The 20,197-nt window shown below is 41.5% G+C and carries 16 protein-coding genes and 1 pseudogene; 9 read left to right on the plus strand and 8 right to left on the minus strand.

All coding sequences use genetic code 11. The annotated features are described in order from the left end of the window. The first annotated feature begins 366 nt into the window (after positions 1-366). Entirely contained in the window at positions 367-1,713 is a 1,347-nt protein-coding gene (locus CDC37_RS00140; protein WP_096619841.1) for a hypothetical protein, read from the plus strand. Here the strand turns inward: CDC37_RS00140 and CDC37_RS00145 are convergent. Next, positions 1,710-2,642, minus strand: coding sequence for a lysylphosphatidylglycerol synthase transmembrane domain-containing protein (locus tag CDC37_RS00145; RefSeq protein ID WP_096619843.1), 933 nt, complete (start codon positions 2,640-2,642; stop codon positions 1,710-1,712). The two genes, CDC37_RS00140 and CDC37_RS00145, sit on opposite strands and share 4 nt — an antisense overlap. After that, on the minus strand, positions 2,635-4,071 hold the full coding sequence (gene larC, locus CDC37_RS00150; RefSeq protein WP_096619845.1) for a nickel pincer cofactor biosynthesis protein LarC: 1,437 nt from the start codon (positions 4,069-4,071) through the stop codon (positions 2,635-2,637). Before larC ends, CDC37_RS00145 begins: the two co-directional genes overlap by 8 nt. A gap of 147 nt (positions 4,072-4,218) precedes the next feature. On the opposite strand from larC, the gene CDC37_RS00155 reads away from it, so the two are divergent. The 3 genes from CDC37_RS00155 to crtI all read left to right on the plus strand — a co-directional run bounded on the left by CDC37_RS00155 (position 4,219) and on the right by crtI (position 9,240). Then, a complete protein-coding gene (locus CDC37_RS00155) occupies positions 4,219-4,887 on the plus strand; it encodes an L-threonylcarbamoyladenylate synthase (RefSeq protein ID WP_096619847.1) in 669 nt (222 codons plus the stop codon). Between the two features lie 424 nt (positions 4,888-5,311). Then, positions 5,312-6,571: a HetZ-related protein gene (locus CDC37_RS00160; protein WP_096619849.1), complete on the plus strand. Its 1,260-nt coding sequence runs from the start codon at positions 5,312-5,314 to the stop codon at positions 6,569-6,571. A gap of 1,019 nt (positions 6,572-7,590) precedes the next feature. After that, the gene (crtI, locus tag CDC37_RS00165) at positions 7,591-9,240 is read left to right on the plus strand and encodes a phytoene desaturase family protein (protein ID WP_096619851.1); all 1,650 of its coding nucleotides are present in this window, start codon (positions 7,591-7,593) and stop codon (positions 9,238-9,240) included. 67 nt (positions 9,241-9,307) lie between these two features. Here the strand turns inward: crtI and CDC37_RS00170 are convergent, their stop codons facing one another. Then, positions 9,308-10,285, minus strand: coding sequence for a type II restriction endonuclease (locus CDC37_RS00170; protein WP_096619853.1), 978 nt, complete (start codon positions 10,283-10,285; stop codon positions 9,308-9,310). 323 nt (positions 10,286-10,608) lie between these two features. Continuing rightward, a complete protein-coding gene (locus CDC37_RS00175; protein WP_231943166.1) occupies positions 10,609-11,571 on the minus strand; it encodes a DNA adenine methylase in 963 nt (320 codons plus the stop codon). 550 nt (positions 11,572-12,121) lie between these two features. Between CDC37_RS00175 and CDC37_RS00180 the strand changes: the two genes are divergently transcribed. The 4 genes and pseudogenes from CDC37_RS00180 to CDC37_RS00195 all read left to right on the plus strand — a co-directional run bounded on the left by CDC37_RS00180 (position 12,122) and on the right by CDC37_RS00195 (position 13,918). Further along, positions 12,122-12,328, plus strand: a complete 207-nt coding sequence (locus CDC37_RS00180) for a DUF751 family protein (RefSeq protein ID WP_096619857.1) — start codon at positions 12,122-12,124, stop codon at positions 12,326-12,328. Between the two features lie 76 nt (positions 12,329-12,404). Further along, a complete protein-coding gene (rbfA, locus tag CDC37_RS00185; protein WP_096619859.1) occupies positions 12,405-12,815 on the plus strand; it encodes a 30S ribosome-binding factor RbfA in 411 nt (136 codons plus the stop codon). Between the two features lie 161 nt (positions 12,816-12,976). Beyond that, positions 12,977-13,422: pseudogene (locus CDC37_RS25685) on the plus strand (transposase); the annotation flags it as partial. Between the two features lie 166 nt (positions 13,423-13,588). Beyond that, positions 13,589-13,918 (plus strand): hypothetical protein, encoded by a 330-nt coding sequence (locus CDC37_RS00195; protein ID WP_096619861.1) that lies wholly within the window; start codon positions 13,589-13,591, stop codon positions 13,916-13,918. A gap of 4 nt (positions 13,919-13,922) precedes the next feature. Here CDC37_RS00195 and CDC37_RS00200 read toward each other — a convergent pair whose 3' ends face one another. The 4 genes from CDC37_RS00200 to CDC37_RS00215 all read right to left on the minus strand — a co-directional run bounded on the left by CDC37_RS00200 (position 13,923) and on the right by CDC37_RS00215 (position 18,895). Continuing rightward, the gene (locus tag CDC37_RS00200) at positions 13,923-15,179 is read right to left on the minus strand and encodes a YcjF family protein (protein ID WP_096619863.1); all 1,257 of its coding nucleotides are present in this window, start codon (positions 15,177-15,179) and stop codon (positions 13,923-13,925) included. Between the two features lie 155 nt (positions 15,180-15,334). Next, on the minus strand, positions 15,335-16,855 hold the full coding sequence (trpE, locus tag CDC37_RS00205) for an anthranilate synthase component I (RefSeq protein ID WP_096619865.1): 1,521 nt from the start codon (positions 16,853-16,855) through the stop codon (positions 15,335-15,337). Positions 16,856-17,334: 479 nt separating this feature from the next. Continuing rightward, positions 17,335-17,754, minus strand: coding sequence for a photosystem I reaction center subunit II PsaD (locus CDC37_RS00210; protein WP_096619867.1), 420 nt, complete (start codon positions 17,752-17,754; stop codon positions 17,335-17,337). An 865-nt stretch (positions 17,755-18,619) separates the two neighbouring features. Beyond that, a complete protein-coding gene (locus tag CDC37_RS00215) occupies positions 18,620-18,895 on the minus strand; it encodes an Npun_R1517 family heterocyst differentiation transcriptional regulator (protein WP_096619869.1) in 276 nt (91 codons plus the stop codon). Between the two features lie 909 nt (positions 18,896-19,804). Here CDC37_RS00215 and CDC37_RS00220 point away from each other — a divergent pair. Next, positions 19,805-20,161, plus strand: a complete 357-nt coding sequence (locus CDC37_RS00220) for an NAD(P)H-quinone oxidoreductase subunit M (protein ID WP_096619871.1) — start codon at positions 19,805-19,807, stop codon at positions 20,159-20,161. Positions 20,162-20,197: the final 36 nt, after the last annotated feature.

Genomic DNA, 20,197 nt, shown 5'->3' on the forward strand with positions numbered 1-20,197 from the left:
CGCAGGTGTTGTCTTTTGAAAACGCCGCTCTACGTGCGTCTTGTGCAAAAATACTGCGATTGCTTCCCGAAACTGTGTTTCGGTCGCTGCGGACAAATCTTCTTTGGGTAAGTCCTGTGTTTTTCAAACTGGATTGTTGTATCCACTGGAATTTATGATTCGATAGGTTTCTGGAAGATTACAACTTACGTAACCGATATTCAGTAAATACCGAAATCAATCCTTAACAATTAAAGTTGTGCAGAGTCAGATTTATCAAATTTGTGTAAAAAAATACTGATTTTGCCATAACTTTATTGATGCTATTCCATCCCAGAGTTAAGCTGATAAAACAAAGCACAAGGGAATGGATTGGTAAGAGCGAAAATGAGCCGGAATCAATTGCTACACGCTCATGGTCATCCGCACACTTATAACTCAATTCGTAGACATCTGGAGTTGCAGACTGTACAGGAAAAAATTTATGATTTTCTCCTCAGTTGCGTCAAAACTCGAGAACCAGATAAGGTTTTGCAAGAATTTGAGCGGATATTTTTGGGTGCATTAACAGGTCATGGTTCACAATATGTACCGGATTTATATTCCGTTTTATCAGAAAAGGATGAACGGGAGTATCACCATACTTTAAAAAGATGTTGTTATATATTAATTAATAACTGGGAAGGTGTGAGAAAACACCAATCCTACATTCAGGATTTAATTGCTTTATTTCAAAATTTTCCAATTACCGATTTAACTAATGTATCAAGCAAACAGAAAAAAATCTTTTATATTTGGTTAAAAAACTTTATTCAAAGTCAGGACTATCAAGAATTACTATTATTTTCCCAGCGTCATGATGAGCATCATCAGAATGCATGGATTGGACGTTATACATCTTACTTGCTGTTTGAGCAATCTGTGAATCAGAATAATCCCCGGGAACAACAGGAAGCAGCTCGGAAATTAGCCAAAAATCTCAAAGATAAGTTCAAATTTGAACTGGCAATGTATATTGCTCGCTCCCAGTCTAGCTCATCAACTATTAATCGCTATCGTAATCCAACAGTTCTGGGGGATAACGTTTTAAGATTAATTAAAGCAATAGTGGTCAAGAAAGGTATTTTCAGTTACGAAAATATTGCTAATATATTTTTACAACAAACTCAGCATCAGACCCTAAAATCCTTCAAAATTAGCCTAGAGAAATATTTGGTTTTTTCTGTTCAGCACCCAGAAACTGTATCTGCTTTAAAACAGCAACTAACAGAAAAATTAGCTACTTGGAAGCCGGAATATGATAATAGAAAGATAGACAAAGATTTAATATTGAGGGTTTGCAACCGTGTAATTGATTGTCTCACAACAGAAAATAGTCGGGAACCATCCCAGTTATTTATCATGTTGTTATCTCAAGGGAATTCCCTGACCTTGGTGATTGTGTTATTGAAACTTGTTTTAATTAGTCGTCATAGTCGTAGTCATCTAAATTTGCGAATTGCTAATTTAATTCGCTATTACAACCAATTTCCGGAACATGAATGTCAGTGGGTAATTAATTTTCTGGAAATTTTTAATATTACCTTTGCCATTTACGCTGACAATGTTGAATATAATTTGATTCGGATGCAGGGAGAAATCCAGCCATCTCCACCCTTTGAAAATGAAATGAATTTGGATGGCTATCGCGTATTTTCCCAGCTACGTAAGGATATGGAATCGACTTCTGGTTAAGTTTGGTTGGTTTCGTCTTGGGACAAACGTTCATCTAGGGAAGCTAGTCCTGCGCCCATGCTTTCCGCAATAATACTTATGAGCCTGTATAAACCAACAGCAGCGATGATGAGGGCAGGGGAAAAGCGGTGTCTTAATAACAGGATTGCTGTAGCTTCAAATACACCGATACCTCCGGGTGCGCCAGGCACAATAAAGCCCAGTAACCAGGATAAACTGAAAGTTGCTATTAGTACAGGAATTTGGCGGATTGGCAAGGGAGCGATCGCAAAAATGGTCAAGATAAAACCGCTACCACGCAGGAGTAAAAATCCAAATTCACCTATTAGGGGACGGAGGGGGTATCGCTGGATTCGATAGGTATTCTGGGGATTTGTTTCTGCTTTGCTACCTTTGATTTTTTGGGCCAAATTGACGACACGATTCAGGAAAAAAGGGTGGATACCGATTAAAATCCCTGCTAATGCGACACACTGTAGTAGCAGAAATAGGAGGTTTGCTCCCATGAGTGCCAATGGTCTACCCAGTAGCACCACCGTAATTAAGGCTGCTGCGGCCATTAATAGGGGTTCCAGGATAACGCTTAAGGTGGCGATACTGACGGGTATTTCGGCATTTTTAGCCGCCACAATGCGTCCGTAGTGGTGCCAAACATTACCCGGTAGATATTTAGCAATATTGGTTTTCAGATAAACGATGACAAACTCAGGGCTATGAACGGATTGATTGAGACTATGCAAAATCCAAGTCCAAATCCATCCAGCCCAAATATGGGCCATTAAAGTCACACCCGTCGCGATCGCCAAAATACCCCAACCCGCAGCATCGATTCTGACGCTAGCGACTTCACTCCAATTATCCTTTAAGGCTTTAGCCACAAAGAATAGGGTTCCCCCAAAAATTAAACAGCGTCCGATTTTTTTAAGCATGGGTATTATGATTGTACCAAGATTGGAGGGCGATTCGGTGAACTTCTCGCCAAGGTAAATTGTGATCGCGGGCTATTTTTGCGCAATCCTCGTATTCGGGTTGGATATTGGTAATAGTTGGTATTTTGGATGTTTTTTGGTGATTTTGCCAAGCGACTTTGACACTAATTAAACCGTATTCGGTGGGTACTTGCTGAATTTCCCGATGTAATCGAGTTCGTTGTTGGAAGGAGTGACGAATACCGATAGTGGTGGTTTCCTGGAATAAAATATCCTCACATAAAGAGATATCTGAGGGTCGGCAAATCACAGTTAACAGAAAACCTGGACGGGATTTTTTCATCCCAATGGCTTGGGTAAATACATCTAGTGCTCCTGCTGCGAAAAGTCGATCAAACAAATAACCAATGGCTTGGGGGTTGAGGTCATCAATTTGGGTTTCGAGGACAGCAATGGTTTCCTCCTCTGGAGATGGTTTGGGGGAATGGTCATGTTCTTGATCCCCATGACTATGATGGTGGTGATGATGGTCATGGGTGTGATGATTGGGGAAATTGTGATGTTTTTGCTCCCCATGAATATGGTGATGGTCATGGGTATGATGGGTTGTGTGGTTCAAAGTTGTTGTTCCCAATTCTTTTGCATCAGTCACACCTAACCACATCCGCAAAATATTCGGAAGCGGTAGATTCAAACTTCCCGCACCTAAACCAATCTGTTTGATGCGCATGGGGGGAGGTGAACCAAATTCCTGTGCTAGGGTAGTAGCGATCGCGGCTCCGGTGGGTGTAACTAATTCCCGGTCAATACCGTTACTGTATACCTGACAGCCCCGCATTTCCCACAATTTTAACACTGCTGGTACTGGTACGGGCATCAATCCGTGGGCTGCGCGTACTATCCCTCCCCCCGTCGGGAAAGCAGAACAATAAATCATCGGTAAACCTTGGGGAGTGGTATCGATCCCCAACCAATCTAAACCCAAACAGGTTCCGACTATATCCACAATTGCATCTACCGCTCCTACTTCATGGAAATGGACTTTTTCCGGTGCGATTCCATGTACTGCACCCTCTGCTACAGCTAATTGGTGAAAAACTGCTAAACTCCAAGCTTCAGCTTGGGGTGGAAGTTTGGCATTCCGAATCATGGTAGCGATTTCCGGTAAATGCCGTGTCCCTCCGTGGTGATGGTGGTAATGTTCATGATGGTGTGTATGATTTAACTCCCTAACATCCACATTTACTTTCGTCGCGGCTTGACCATTACGCTGCACTACTTCCACCTGCAAACGAAATTCACCATCAATTCCGAGACGATACAGATTTTCTCTTAAGTAATCCACCGGAACACCCAAGTTAACTAATGCACCCAGGCACATATCTCCAGAAATTCCCGTAGGACATTGGAGGTAGATGAGTTTAGACATGGTTATGGAGGAGAATACAGGATACAGGATACAGGATACAGGAGATGGGGGTATATTACGTATTCCCATGAAAGTGCCTCAAATAAAAGGCTACATCATAATCACACTTTGATTACAAGCGTTTTGAAATCATGTTTTCCTCAAATTATGGCAAAAATAATTTCAGTTCATCCTGATAATCCTCAAAACCGGAGAATAGAAGAAGTAAAACAAGCACTACAAAATGGTGCTGTTATGCTTTACCCGACCGATACGGTGTATGCGATTGGCTGCGATTTAAATTCCAAGTCCGCAGTTGAACGGGTACGAAAAATTAAACGTTTGGCGAATGAAAAACCGTTGACATTTTTGTGTCCATCACTTTCTAATGTGGCAACCTATGCATTTGTCAAAGATTATGCCTATAAAGTGATGAAGCGATTGGTTCCAGGTCCCTACACGTTTTTATTACCAGCAACTAAATTGGTTCCTCGGTTGGTGCAAGCTCCGAAACGGAAAACTACAGGAATTCGAGTCCCAAACCATCAATTTTGTGCAACGCTGTTGGCAGCGCTGCAAAATCCGATTATCTCGACTTCGGCAAAATTATCACCGAATTTGTGGGATGAGGATGAGTACGAAGATATCGATGATGAGTATATGTCTAATTGTACACGAATCGAGCTTTTTGATGGTTTTGACGGGATTGTGGATTTGATTATTGATACTGGAGAGGAACCCCGAACCGAGGTTTCCACGATTTTAGATTTGACAGATGAACCTGCACAAGTCATCCGTCGTGGTCTGGGTTGGGAAAAAGCACAAATGTGGTTATGATTTGCCCTGGGGGAGAATAATTTTCTCAATTCAGTGTAAAAAAGGCCGCAGATCCAGTTGGCGAATTGGCATAGTCCAAATCGCCTAGTTCAAGATAGTTGAATATTGACAAAATGATTTTACCGTCAACGTTTGAGGTCTTTCGAGGAGTGTATGATGGGGTGTGTGACAGTCGGGATCGAGTTGCGATCGCAGAAACCGACACATCGAGATAACAGTAATTTTGAGGAGTTCCTTAAAGTTATAAACATGAGGGAAACAAAAAATAGACACCGCAAATCTACTAGGTGTAAATGTTGAAATAGACCCAGCTATCAATTCCGTATTGAACAGCAAATAACAGGCTCAAACAGAATAAAAGGTACGTCTATCTCTCAGTTCCCTCACTCGTTGTGAAGGTGCGATCTCCCAGGAACTAAACATCATGAAAGCCAACTTAGCCAATCTACCAGTTACTTCCCCTACCTTAACCACCGTTAACCACACCCCGACTGCGACTGAATCTAGTGTTTACCGTTACGTAGACGCGCAAAACACAGATTCTCATACAGATGAATTAGTAGATTTGATTTATCACGAAATTAAATCTCAAGTCAATGCCTCACCTGCGGGTGTGAAAGCGATCGCCGAACGCATCGCCAAAGAAGTCACCAGAATTTGCGATAAAAGTGCGCGGATTCAAACTTCAGGTCAAGCTAATTCGTGGCAATTAACACTTGCTCGTCACCGGATGCAAAAATGTCTACGCTACTATCAATTGGGTTCCCAGCGAGGTCGCGTAGAATTACATAGTAGTTTAGGTTCTATAGTTTATCGCCATATTTCCGTACCAGGAACCCAATTAGGGTTTGATGGGCGTTATAGTTTAATTGAAGATTTTCTTCAAGCATTTTATATTGAAGCTATTAAAGCTTTTCGTCGCGAAAACGAGTTAGCGGAAGATTATACCCCCCGCACCCGGTTACAATTAGCCGAATACATGGCATTTACAGAACAGTATGCCAAACGGCGGATTAATTTACCAGGCGGTTGCAATCAGCAGTTAATTATCTTGCGAGCGCAAGGTTTTAGTCGTCGCCAACCCCAGGAAACAACCGTGGATTTTGAAGCCGCAGTTGAGTCAGCCAAAACCGAAGATGGGGAAGCTTACCAACGCAGTTCCACGGTACAGCAGTTGCGATCGCAGATGGTTTCCCAAAATCACCACGATATCGCCGAAGATTCAGAACGCGATCGCGTTATCTCGGAATTGATTAAATATCTGGAAGTGCAAGGACAGCAAGATTGCATTGATTATCTGACTTTAAAAATGCAAGACCTATCCGCACCAGAAATCGATCAAATCCTCGGCTTAACCAGTCGTCAACGGGATTACTTACAGCAACGGTTTAAATATCATGTGGAAAAGTTCGCCCGTACCCATGAATGGCAATTGGTTCATCAATGGTTAGGTGCAGGTTTAGACCAAAAACTTGGTTTATCCTCCCACCAATGGGAACGGTTCGTCAATCAGCTTAACGAGCAACAACGGCAAATTCTCAATTTGAAAGCCGAACAACACAGCGATCAAATTATTGCCAAAACCGTTAAATGTACTCCTAAGCAGTTACAAAAACGCTGGACGCAGCTACTGGAAATGGCTTGGTCTATTCGTAATGGTAATACGGAAATGCAAACGGGTTAGTTCTTGATCAAGTATGGATATTTTCATCCTAACCTATTTGGTATATTTATTTTCCGTTAATCCATCCTAGTAACAATTCTATGCTCGCAATCATTAATATCCCTACTATCTCCAGATAGATTTCCCATCTTTCTGGAGATAGAGAGGGAGTGGATTCAATCCTGATTGCAGTACCCAATTAACCAACCAGCAAATATATAAATTAAGTGAATATTTTTCCGATTTTTTCCAACCTGGTAAGGCTACTTATCAGGTTGAACTATTTACCGCAGAAGATGTCAACTATCAACCAATACAGTTCAGTTATATCGATTCTCTTGTACTTTGCAATAAATGTGAAACTAGAATAATCAACGGTTACAGCCCTTGATATGTAGCAAGCATTAGCGTAAACGATATTAGACTTAAAAGCCTGATTATTGGGTAGGTTAGGTTGAAGAATGTAGAGGCAGAGCCTAGTACCACGCGGCGTAAATACGCCTACCTTTTTCCTCGTACCCATGCTCCGCATAGATGCGGAATCTACGAAGCTCCTACCTCGTGAATGAATGAAGGCAGTAGCCCTCGCTGACTGAGTGACCACGCAGAGCATAGTCACTAGATAAAAGTTGTGACTAACTTAATACTCGGTTTATTTCCGCCAACCTGTACTAGGCTGTGTACCTTGTGCCTTTTTTGGGGTCGCAAATTCATGCACAAACCGTGACCACAAACTTGTTCCAATACTGCGGCTGTTGATCCATATGGGGAAGCTCTGTTTCCTGATTTGAGGCAAAGCCTCGTGGAATGCATCCCCACGCGGAGCATAGGGACGAGATAAAAAAGAATGCGACAGATGAATTTTGTAAAGACGTAGCAATGCTACGTCTCATTGACAATCCTTACCAGTCAACTATCAACTGTTAACCGTTAACCCGATTTTCCCCCATCAAAGCTGGCTAGCCCTTGTTTCCACGAGCAAAATAGTGAGATATTAGTTAGATGTTAAAGTTTGTTACGTTAAACTACAGGAGCCAGGTATGAGCCGCAAGCAGGCTATTGTCATCGGGGCCGGTATTGGCGGGCTATCTATGGGGATTCGCCTGCAAAGTCTGGGGTTCGAGACGACGATTGTGGAGAAACTCGATAGTCCCGGAGGACGTGCCTATGTCCGCCAAGTTGATGGTTTTACCTTTGATATGGGACCAACTGTGATTACTGTCCCCCACTTTATTGAAGAATTATTTTCTCTGCAACGGGATTGTGCTGACCTGGGAAGTCCCGATTTTCCCCCAGAAATCGTTGATGAAAGTAAGCGGATAAAAACGGGTGTGTCTGGTGGTTCCAATACCAGTCGTTATGTACAGATTATCCCGATTCTCCCCTTCTATCGTATTTATTTTGATGATGGTTCTTTCTTTGATTATGATGGGGACCCGGTTCATACCCGCGAACAAATTCAGCGTTTGGGTGAACCTGGGGATTTAGAAGGATACGAACGTTTCCATCGAGATGCAAAGGCAATTTTTGACCGGGGCTTTTTGGAACTAGGTTATACCCATTTTGGTTCCGTCGGTTCCATGTTGAAGGTTGCTCCCGATTTATTGCGTTTGGATGCAGTACGGAACCTGTTTCGGTTTAGCAGTAAGTATTTCCAAAGTGATAAACTCCGTCAAGTATTTAGTTTTGAAACCTTGTTGGTGGGTGGGAATCCCCTTTCGGTTCCTGCGATCTACGCCATGATTCACTTTGTGGAAAAAACCTGGGGTATCCATTTTGCGATGGGTGGTACGGGAGCTTTAGTCAAGGGTTTTGTGAAAAAGTTTACCGAACTGGGTGGGCAAATTCGCTACAATGCCGAGGTCAGTCGAATCAATGTGGTTAAGCAAGGTGGCAAAAAGATTGCAACGGGTATCACCCTTGCTGACGGGGAGGAATTATCGGCTGATGTGGTTGTCTCTAATGGCGATTGGGCACATACCTACGGTCAGTTAATCGATAAAAAATATCGGTTTTGGAATAGTGACACCCGCATCAAGTTGACTAAGCAGTCGATGTCATTATTTGTGATTTATTTCGGGTTTAGGGCTGATGGACGGGAGGATGAAAAGTTACGTCACCATACGATTATTCTCGGTCCACGTTACGAGGAATTATTAAAGGATATTTTTGACCGCAAAATTTTGGCTAGCGATTTTTCCCAGTATTTGCATGTTCCGACCCTCACCGATCCATCCCTAGCACCACCGGGACACCATGCAGCTTATACCCTGCTCCCGGTACCCCACAACGGTTCGGGGTTGGATTGGCAAAAATTGGGAGAACCTTTGGTTGATACTGTTTTAACTTTTCTCGATCAGCGGGGCTATCTTCCGGGACTTAAGGAACGGTTGGTACATAAAAGTTTTATTACCCCTGATTACTTTGAACATACCCTAAATTCCTATGTGGGTAATGCCTTTGGTCCGGAACCAATTTTGGTGCAGTCGGCGTTTTTCCGTCCCCATAACCGCAGCGAAGACATTCGTAATCTTTATCTGGTGGGTGCGGGAACCCAACCGGGTGCGGGAACACCGAGTGTGATGATGTCAGCGAAAATGACCGCGAGATTAATTGCCGAAGATTTTGCGATCGCACCGGAAATTGTCAATGCTCAACCAAATCCGGAACTTAACCTACAGGTAAGTTAAATCAGCAGCAAAAAATATATTTTCAGGATATTTTTCCGGTAGGGGTGAGGTGGAGCATTTCCACCCCCTAACCTGCTGCTAACATATTTCTATCCCAACTATAATCGGGGTTTTCAATTTCCTGGTTGATTAGTTCTGCCAATATACCTTGATGAATCATATGCAAATTCAAGGTATAGTCTATATAATTAAAAGTCTCTTCCAAGGGATTTAAGGACTCCTTCCAACCCCGACCATCCGTAATCCAAATTAGTGTGTGTTTTTGGGCTGATAAAAAATCAAATAGATATTTGTATTCCCCCGCAGTCGCTTTTAATTTGGAACCCCCACCTCCATAAAAATTGACTTCGATTAAATACAATTGCTCTTGATGATTAATCGCAAAATCAAACTTGCGACTAGATTTATCGACTTGAACCGGAATACCCCACCGCTCCCTAATTTTTTCCCTCGTTGCTTGTTTCAGGTAGGCAAAACCATACTCCTGACACATTTGGGCAATCTTAGTTTCTGCGATCGCTTCCATTGTCGTCCCACTGCGATTCTTGCGTCCATTACTATCTAACCCCACTTCAATCCCTAATACATAATCCGCTACACTCCGAATTTTAGATTGGGCAAATAAATCTAGAATACCTGTAGCTTGGGCGAATTCAACTATCTGATCTATTTCTGCTGGGCTAAATAGGGGCAAAGTATGATGGGGAAAACTATAATTTTGATAATATAAATTGCCATTTAAATAATTGGTCAAAATATGGAAATCTGTATTTCTACAGGCAATTAAAATCGGAATTACCCCCGCTACTTCTGGATGAATAACTAACAGGTTTCTAAATTCCTGTTCGATATTTTCCTTCCCCAATAATTGATTTAAAGTCTCTAAACTCCCCTTGACCTCTTCATGATGGTCTAAAATTTTCTGCCAATTCACAAAGTAATCCCAGGTCAAAATCGAATCCGTCAAAGTTTTCTGAAAATAGCCAAAAACTTCCCCTTCATTCTCACAATTCAATAATGATTTAAAGGCTGGATGAAATTTCATCTGCAAGAATTAAGTTGATTGAGCAAGGTTGGAACACAAACTTAAAACAGAAAATTACCTAGTACTTACGCACTGACAAATAAATCTCAAATTAGGATTTTTTGCTACAGCAAAATTATATATCTAGTCATGGGTGCTGGAATTTATACGCAATATCAATTTACATATAGCAGTCCTAAATTCTTTGTGAAATCTTACATGTAGGGTTGTTAACGGTTGACAGTTGACGCTTAACAGTCAACGGCACGCTATTTTTCACGACTTAAATCGGATTGCTGTATGTTACATTTTCTCAATTACAGGTAAAAAAAACAAAATAAATATCAAACCACGGATTCATGATAATTCATAATTAAAATTTCATTAATTTTTCCCCGTCTGAGAGAATTACTATTAATTGACCTAATGGCGGGGATTCTTTGAATATAATAATTTGCATAGATATTATCAAAGAAATCATCATTTTCGTCTTGATTTTTCGGGTCAGAATTGCTTAACATCAGCTTTGCACCCTGCTCATCCAAATATCTAAATAATCTAAATAACCGCATTTGTTGCTCATCATCAAACACACTCTCGGAATAGGCGGTAAAATTAGCTGTTTGACTAATGGGTCGATAGGGTGGATCGAAATAAACGAACGTAGATGGATTATCTGCAACATCTTTAATTAATTCAAAATCTCCAGCCAGAATAATCGTCGTTTTCTGCAGAACCTGAGAGACAGCTAAGAGATTTTGCTGATTGCAAATGGTGGGATTTTTATATCGACCAATCGGCACATTAAAATATCCCTGGGAATTAACCCGAAACAAGCCATTATAACAAGTCCGATTTAAAAAAATCATTTGGGCAGTTCTCTGCACCCATTTTTCGGAAAAATCATGGTAATTGACTGACTTTTTTCCCTGATTGAAATCACTTCTAATTTGATAAAATAAATTGATTTTTTCCTGCAAACTTAAAACACGATACCTATCCTCTAGCTTGAGCAATTCGCCAATCAAACTATCAACACTCATTTTTATTGTTTGATAGGCAATAATTAGCTCCGGATTAATATCATATAAATAATACTCCTGTACGTGTGGGTAATTTGTGGTGATATAAAAAAATACTGCACCCCCTCCGAGAAACGGCTCCACATACTTGGTGATGGAACCATCCTGCAAACCATTGGGTAAATAACGACTAATAGATGGTAGCAATTGGGTTTTTCCTCCCGCCCATTTTAAAAATGGTTTAGGATGGAGATGGGATGTGGATGTTAACAAGGATGACGACACGTTTCTACCTTCAGGAGGGTGGGGTGGGCTATCTGTACTACCTAGGATTATTTTATCTTGTTTTAGTTGATATGTACTATAAACAACAAAATCTTAAAGAAGGAGATGAATAAACGCTGTCGTATATTACACAATTATCGAGGGGAAAAGAAGTGTATTTGCTGTTTTTAGATGGGAATAGGGGATATTTGGGGCGATCGCAAATCATAGCAATTTGAAAAAAGAAGGCGAAAGATTAAATTTGTAGAGACGTAGCAATGCTACATCTCTTGTTCTGAATAATGCGTTACAAACATTTTTTGAATCGGTATCCGTTGGCAAAGATAGGGTTTAGACACAACTGTAGGGGGACTGGGAATCAGCTATTTTCTTGTTTGGTTATGGGTTTTTCCCATAAGGGGTTGACTTGAAAGTGTAGACGCGTCACAGATCGACTGATTTTCGTTATACTGGGGATTGGAAAAAATAAACCAAATGCAATCGACTACAATTAACCTAGAAGAATTAAAATTAAACAGAGTACTGTAAAAACAGGGTTATTCAAGTTTAAATGTTTGATGGATTTTGGGAGAACGTTTTTCGCTATCCACGCTACCTAGTGACAACAGCTTTGGGTGTGCTATTGAGTTTATTCGCTCCCCTTGCACCCCTAGTGAAACGACCAATTACCCTGGTTGCCTTAATTGGTTTGCTTATTAGTAGCTTGGTTTTCGTCAGCTTGACCCTGCGAGCAATGTTAGGATTGGGAACAGTGTAAATCCTTGCTTGCGACCCGGTGTCAAGATAAGCAAACTGTCGGTTGGTATTGAGAACCTCGAGCGAGATTATTTTCTATGGCTACAAATCGTCGCGTTTCCCGTGTTGCGGAATTAATTCGCCGGGAAGTCAGTCAAATGCTACTTCATGATATCAAAGATGACCGTGTAGGGATGGGAATGGTCAGTGTTACAGATGTAGATGTTTCCGGCGATTTGCAACACGCGAAAATCTACGTCTCGATCTATGGTAATGATGAGGCAAAAGCACAAACAATGGCTGGACTCAAATCAGCTACAGGTTATGTTCGGAGTGAGTTAGGTGCTAGGGTTCGTTTACGGAGGACTCCGGAAGTGGTTTTTATTGAAGATAAGTCCATTGAACGAGGAAGTCGGGTTCTATCACTGTTAAACAAAATCAGTCTTGAATCCTCGGCTAATTCTTCCCATGATACTGACCCCCTTCCACCCCTTGATCGGGATGATTAGGTTTGTATCGATAAAATAGCAATCCGATTTATAAGAGATATGCTGAAAACCCTGTGGCTTTAGCCAAGGGATGAAAGCTATTTCATAAGCTTTAGCCTACCAGTTAACCTTGTTGCTGTGCAATGTAATTTTTAACTGTCTCTGTAGAGATATTTCCCGCAAATGTGATTCTTACCCCTGATAATATTGATGACCGAAAACCCATTCCTAATTTACTCAAAGATTTGTTTGGCAAAATCTTTGCAGATAGGGGTTATATTTGCAGATAGGGGTTATATATCGAAAGAGCTTGCTGAAAAGCATTTTAAAGAATTCGGAATCGAATTTTTCGCCAAACCGCGCCGCAATATGAAAAATAAGTTGATGCGGCTTCATGACAAACTGTTGTCACGTAAGCGTTCCATCGTTGAGACAATTAACGATTAACTCAAGAATATTTCTCAGATCGTACGCGAAGCGTTGCCGCAGGCTAGATTTCAGACATCGAAGCCCTGTAAATTTCTGCGTTAATGTGCTGTGCGGATTAATTGCCTATTGTCACCAACCTCAGAAGCCTAGCCTTCAAATGGATTGGGTTTTATCTCTGCTTAACCCAAACTCAGGTTAGTTAGGGTTATAAATTCACCTAAATCAGACAAAATATACAAATTCAAGCTTAAGACAAACTAATCTGTAAACGCTCACGACAACATCAGAAATCCACAATAGAAATCCACAATGAAAATTATCAGTTTGTGAGTGAGAAATTACCGTCAAAATCAGGAGCGTTTCAGATGAAAACAGATTATCGTAATAACTCTAAAGTTGCAACAAAAGTCGCAGTCGCAACCAAACCGGGTAAAAAACAGTTTAGTATATGCAATGTTCTGCTTGGTGTTAGTGCATTTGGTGTATTTGTTAGTTCCAGTACAATTTTATGTTCATCTGTGATTGATTCCCTTGCTGAATTCCCTTTTGGGGGGAACTCCCTATACGAGTACGAAAAACCAGAATTTCACCGCACGTCCATTCCTTGGTTGCAAAATCGTGCTGATTGTGAACATACGAGTAGAACCTGGGAAGGAGGTAAATGCTGGGATGGGGAACATGACCCTACATTCTAATCATTTACTTAAATCTTTCCTTAGCTTCACTAAATGCAGTTTGCATCACCGCTTGAATTTTTGCTGGATCAGGTTTTTTCCCACCCATCAAATCACCAAAGTATACACAAGCACCTTCACCCAATGACCAAGTGTAGGCAGCAGCCCAAGATGCCGCTATTACACTACCAAATCCTGGTATAAATTTAATCAATTCCCGTCCTACCATCTGGGCTAAAAATCCTCCCGCGATCGCACTGACAATTCCCCCTGCTTGAGATGGTGTCAGAGTTTGTCCATAGAGTTGGCCGAGAACCGTCACCATTGATACTTGCAATGTGGTTAATACGGGCATGGTCGCAAAGGGTAAGGGGACGGCAGCTAGAGTTGCAGCCATAATTGCAAAAGCCAGCATATAGCGTCTACTCACATCTCGGTATAAATTGCCTATCCTATCACCTATTCCCCGATCCAGTAGCTGGTAGATGGTACGTGCTTCTGCTTCTGGTAATAATTCTGCTAGGGTATCGCGGAGGGCTTCAATTCCGTAAAACACAGGTTGATAACCGTCTTCTTCGAGGGTAAAGTCAATCAAAACTGCTCGGTCGTACAAACCTGTAAATCCCTCTTTAATCGCTGCAAAGGCTCTATTTACTACTTCCAAATCCGGTGGATAGGGAGGATGGTTGTCAACCGTGGGAGGATAAACTTCATGGGTGCAAGTTACTACCAATAAGCAGGGAATATCCGGATATTTTTGCCGCAGGGTTTGAGTTACTAGACGCAGGGAATCATGGGCAAAATCATTTATCTTTACCGTTAATATTAATACCCGTGCCCCCCGACTTTCCAGAGCTAAATCTCCACTCAATTCCTGAATAATTAGTTGGGTATCCCGTTCCACATCCCCCAAACCTACTGTGTCCGTAAATATTAACAAAGGTAAATCCTCAGAAGGATAGGCATAGCGGGTGGTATGTTGAGTATGGGGACGAAAACCCTCACCGATAATTTCGGCGGAAACCCCCGTCAGACCTCTGACAATGGAGCTTTTTCCAGCTTGGGGTTTGCCAATGAGTAATGCTTCTGTAGTCGGTAATTGTTGGCGTACCTGTGCCAAAATTTCGGCGATTTGCTCATCACTGACACTGAACCATTTTGTCAGAGTTCGGGAAACTTGCTTGACAGGAAAAAATCCCGTGATTTGGGAAGCCACGTTACTAAAGACGTTAGTAATCTGTTTGAGGGGGGAATTTTCAAATGAACCCTTTGGTTTGTTCATGGTCGCTGAAGCAGTCGGGAGAAAATAGAAGTTTTTAAAAACCTCCTGGTATATTGAGAATAAAATTTAGTAAACCAGGTATCAGCCAATTATTGACTTTGTTCTCAAATAATAATAAGTTTCTTTCCTTTATTCCCTACTCCCTACTCCCTAATTTACTGTAGACAGCGAATAGCTTCCAATAATCCCCGTGCTTTATTTAAAGTTTCTTCGTATTCCTTCTCTGGTACCGAATCCGCAACTAAACCAGCACCAGCTTGGACGGAAACGATACCATTGCGAACCACCATTGTACGGATTGCGATCGCGGTGTTTAATTGTCCTTCAAAATCATAATACCCATACACCCCCGAATACACTCCTCTGCGGGTAGGTTCTAGTTCATTAATTATCTCCATCGCACGGATTTTTGGCGCACCACTGACGGTTCCAGCAGGAAAACAAGCTTTTAATAAATCCCACGCGGTTTTACCCGGAGCTAATTTACCCACCACATTACTAACGATATGCATAACGTGGGAATAACGCTCAATCACCATCAACTCATCGACATGCACAGTACCACTTTCACACACCCGTCCCAAATCATTTCGTCCTAAATCCACTAACATCACATGTTCCGCGACTTCCTTCGGGTCATGCAACAAATCCTCTGCTAAAGCATTATCTTCCCCAGGAGTCTTCCCCCGACGACGGGTTCCCGCAATTGGACGCACTGTCGCAATTGTATTCCCTTCCCCATCCTTATCGGCTTTAACCATCACCTCCGGACTGGAACCAATAATTTGCCAATCATCAAAATTAAAATAGGCCATGTAGGGAGAGGGATTAATCTGACGCAAGGAACGATACAAAGCAAAGGGGTCTCCTTTGTACTCCGTACTTAAGCGTTGGGAAATTACAACTTGGAAAATATCCCCTGCTTTAATGTATTCCTTGGCCTTTTCCACACATTCGCAAAACTGCTCACAGGTAAAATTACTGGTATATCCCATCGTTTCCCCACCTATTACAGGTCTGCGTCCCGGTGGAGTCCATGCAAGAACTGCTTTTTCTGGTGCGACGGGTGCGGATAATTTCTCCACCATTCCTACTACCTGCTGACAAGCTTGAGTATAGGCTTGTTGTAAATCTACATTTGGGTCACGCAAATCGGCATAAGCAACAGCCCAAATTCGCCGCTTCACCTGGTCAAATATTAACAAATGGTCAACCTGCATCCACAACCCATCGGGAAGATTGCGCTCATCCTGACCATGAATTTTGACACGGGGTTCAATCCAGTTGATTAATTCATATCCCCAAAACCCAAATAAACCACCAATTCCTGGGGGTAATTCTGGCAATTTTACAGGATGGTAGGGTTGTAAACACTCAGCTAAGGCGACAAATGGGTCCCCCGTAAACTTGACCTGGGAACCATCCCGATGGGTCTGTACTGTTTCCGCACCCCGTGCTTCTAATTTCCACAGGGGATTACTACCAACAAAACTATATCTGCCAATAGTTTCACCACCTTCCACAGATTCCAGCAAAAAACTATACTTATCTTCGCTGCAAACCTTATACCAAGCAGAAACAGGAGTGTCTAAATCGGCTACCCATTCTTGATAGACGGGGATAAAATTACCATTTTTTGCTAATGCTGCGAATTGGGAAAAGTCGGGGGATACCATAATTAAACGCCAAGTTTTGGGTGCTAAATGCCGAGAGAATTGAACTAGATTCAAGGTTTCCAGTAATGGAATAGAATTTTACCTTTTCCCTGAAGCATTTTATCCCAATTCTTTCTCCGCATTTAGCACCCCTGGGGAGATACAAGCTGGATTTTACTTAGTATCAATTGGAATTTGAGATGTTGAATTTTGGGTTTCATCGCGGTTCCCGCTTCGGTGAGGTACGATTTTAAGTCTGCCGATAATTTTATTAATCAAAGCTAGATAAATCTTAAGATGTACCTCCGAAAGCTGGAGAAAGGCTACGGAATCATTCCTTTGCCCAGGAAAGTTGCTAGGGAGATGTTTTTCCGGCAAACAACCCTATGGGTTTTTGCTACAGAAGGTAACTCTCTGAAATTCCACTTTCAAATATCAGGGATAAAGTCCTGACTAGGAACCCAAAATCACCCATCCACAATCCAAAATATACTGATTTATTAAACGTCGTGAGTTGCTTTGCCGCTAAATTTAATTTGCGCAGGACTGGGGTTTTGGCCAATACTACGACCGACAAGGCGCACAGACTGACGACCTTCATTAACTTTTTCTGGGAAAACGCCATCTGCTGGGTGAATCATTGTGGTTTCGCCACTGGGAAGAATTCGGTAAATTTTATAATCAGTGATTTTAAATTTCCGAAGTTGAGCGCCCAAGGCAATACCATATTCCTTGCGAGCGATGTACAATAGGTTTTCACCTTGACGCATCACCGCAGCACCACCGGTGGGCATTTCAAAAACTTGCTCCTTGGGACTTGTCCAAGTGATAGCATACTTTTCCTCTTCTTGGGCTTTTAAGAGTAGGCCACCGGTGCTACCACCGAATAGGGGGGTTTGTCCAGAAAGTGTTTCTGCCATAGTTTTTTAACTCGAACGTTTTTACGGCATCCTAACACTGGTCGGCTATGGATATGGCGTTTTTTTCATAGTATGTAACAGTTTGTTGTGGAGGATGGATTGTTTACTATAAATCAGGCTATTTGTCAAATTAGAAATTCTGAAAACACAAACCAATGCCACACTCTCAAGATGTTAGAGTGATACTTTGTGTGATTTGAGCCAAATCTGGATCGAATTTGGTCAAGTCTCCTCCTATGAGGGGAAATAATTGGTTGGAAAGGTTGTAAGGATTGGAAAGAGCAAAAAATTCTACCTGGTTTTAATCGGGTTTAACTCCATTATCCAAAAATCTCTAGAACCTGGAGAGAGTAGGGAGCAAATCTACCCGTTATACAAACGGTACAAGCGGCAATAAATAAATTGAAGCTTGAGAAATAGCTATAAAGACCGTAGATCCAGAATGAGTTAAATCCTTAACTTTAACTGTGAAGAATCACCCTGAGACAAAAATTGAGTCAAATTTACCTTCATTAAAGAAGCTTAACTTGACAAGTTGAAGTTAATTGACTTTCTAGTAGGCACCCAATATTCCTCGTAGTGTGATGGGTGAAGGCTACTGCTAAATTTGACAGTGGCTTCTCTGGTCACGCGTGGAGGCAAAAAGAAGACTGCTTTTGTGAAAATTCCGTAATTTAACCGCAGTTTGGTCACTTGAGCTGGAGTCAGACTATTCGGTAGTTGCAAACTGATTACAAAGATTGGAGACTAAGCTGGCGAAACATTGGTCAAACAAATGCTTAATATAAAGTAAAGTCTTGGTAAAAGCTCAGAAGATATATCCAAAGTTGGATATATTTGATACCCAATACCGCTAAATTAAGGATTAGGTTTCGTTTGAGTTGCGTAGGCGCATTAGCTGGCGGCGCATTTGTGGAGAGGCTTTGAATTCAGAGATTTCGTATGCCTTCACGTTGGTTTGAAGGTATTCGAGAAACTCATCTTGTCCTTCACATAGGGCCTCTAACAACACTTGTAAAATCTGTTCTGGGTCGCTTAACAGGCTCTTTTCTTCGACTAGGCGAAATTTGAGATGGATTTCGCACTCGTATACGCCGACATCAGAATTTTCGAGTTGGCGTGCTAATGGCTTTGAACTCATAGTTGTAGATTCCTTTGGCTGGTGGTTGTCTGCTTTGTTAAGCTTTGAAGTGCAGGCGGGATTTAAGGTTAGTTTTGACTTAAATCAAAAGTTTAATCGATATTTGGCTGTGATATGTCTCAGTAAACGCTGTATATCATGATGACACTCCCTTGTATTTTCCGTAATCAACCTTTGATAACGAGGTCTACACTTTAACACCCCAGCAATAGTCAATGTAAACCAATAACTATTATTAAATTTCTTCAGCCTTCTTCAATAAAGATTCTGTAAGAACTAGCTGGTTCTTTTTAAAGTGTTTTTACACCATGCTGAATTGAACGTCAATAACAGTTTTTGTTTTTACATAAAAAAGGTATTTTTACGTAAGTAAAAACGCTGGCTTTTGAGGAAACTACAAGCCACTTATCATTACTCATCAAGGTTTTGAACATGAATGGGTAGTTTTACTAAATGTATTATTTGTGCCTTTATCGCCCCATGAACTGGCAATTTACTGAGTAAAAGCAACTGAGGAATTGTACTTTTAAGAACTAGATATATACTGAGGAAAAGAAGAATTTAGCTGTGGAAAATTGAAATATATAGAGAATAGCGGTGGGTAAAGCTGAGGGAGACGGGTTTGTAGTTGTGGCTGGAGTCTGGAAAAAGCTTTAAGATTAAAGGGCTAAGGCGCTACTAAAAACATTTCTCACCCATGCAAATGACTGTGATTTTTACAAACAAGGGCATTTAGTTTTGAGACAGCGATCGCAATCCTTCAAGTTCCCTGTTCTGGGACTGGTGAAAATTTTTGACAAATAGCAAAACCAAGGCTGATTATCTAGGCTGGGAAAGTCTACAATAATCGAGAGTGCGACAAAATTTCAGTCAAATCTAGCAATTTAAATACAAAAAACCGATTCAGCTATGGATAATCCAACCCTGCTCAAATCAACAACCCGACACATTCATATTTTCGCTGCGGAACTGGATGCAGACGGAGAACTCATTCCCAGCAATCAGGTATTAACCCTGGATATTGACCCCGACAACGAATTTAACTGGAGTGAGGATGCTTTGCGTCAGGTTCAAAGTCGGTTTAATGATTTGGTCGAAGCTTCCGATGGTGTTGAACTAACTGACTACAACCTGCGACGGATTGGTTCCGATTTAGAACACTTTGTGCAATCGCTTCTGCAAGCGGGGGAAATTAGTTATAATCTCAACGCCCGCGTCAACAATTACAGTATGGGTTTACCACGGGTTGAACCCGTATCTTCCTGAGAAATAAAGGGAATAGGGAATCGGGAATCGGGAGTA

The organism is Calothrix sp. NIES-3974 (assembly GCF_002368395.1).
Taxonomy (GTDB): domain Bacteria; phylum Cyanobacteriota; class Cyanobacteriia; order Cyanobacteriales; family Nostocaceae; genus NIES-3974.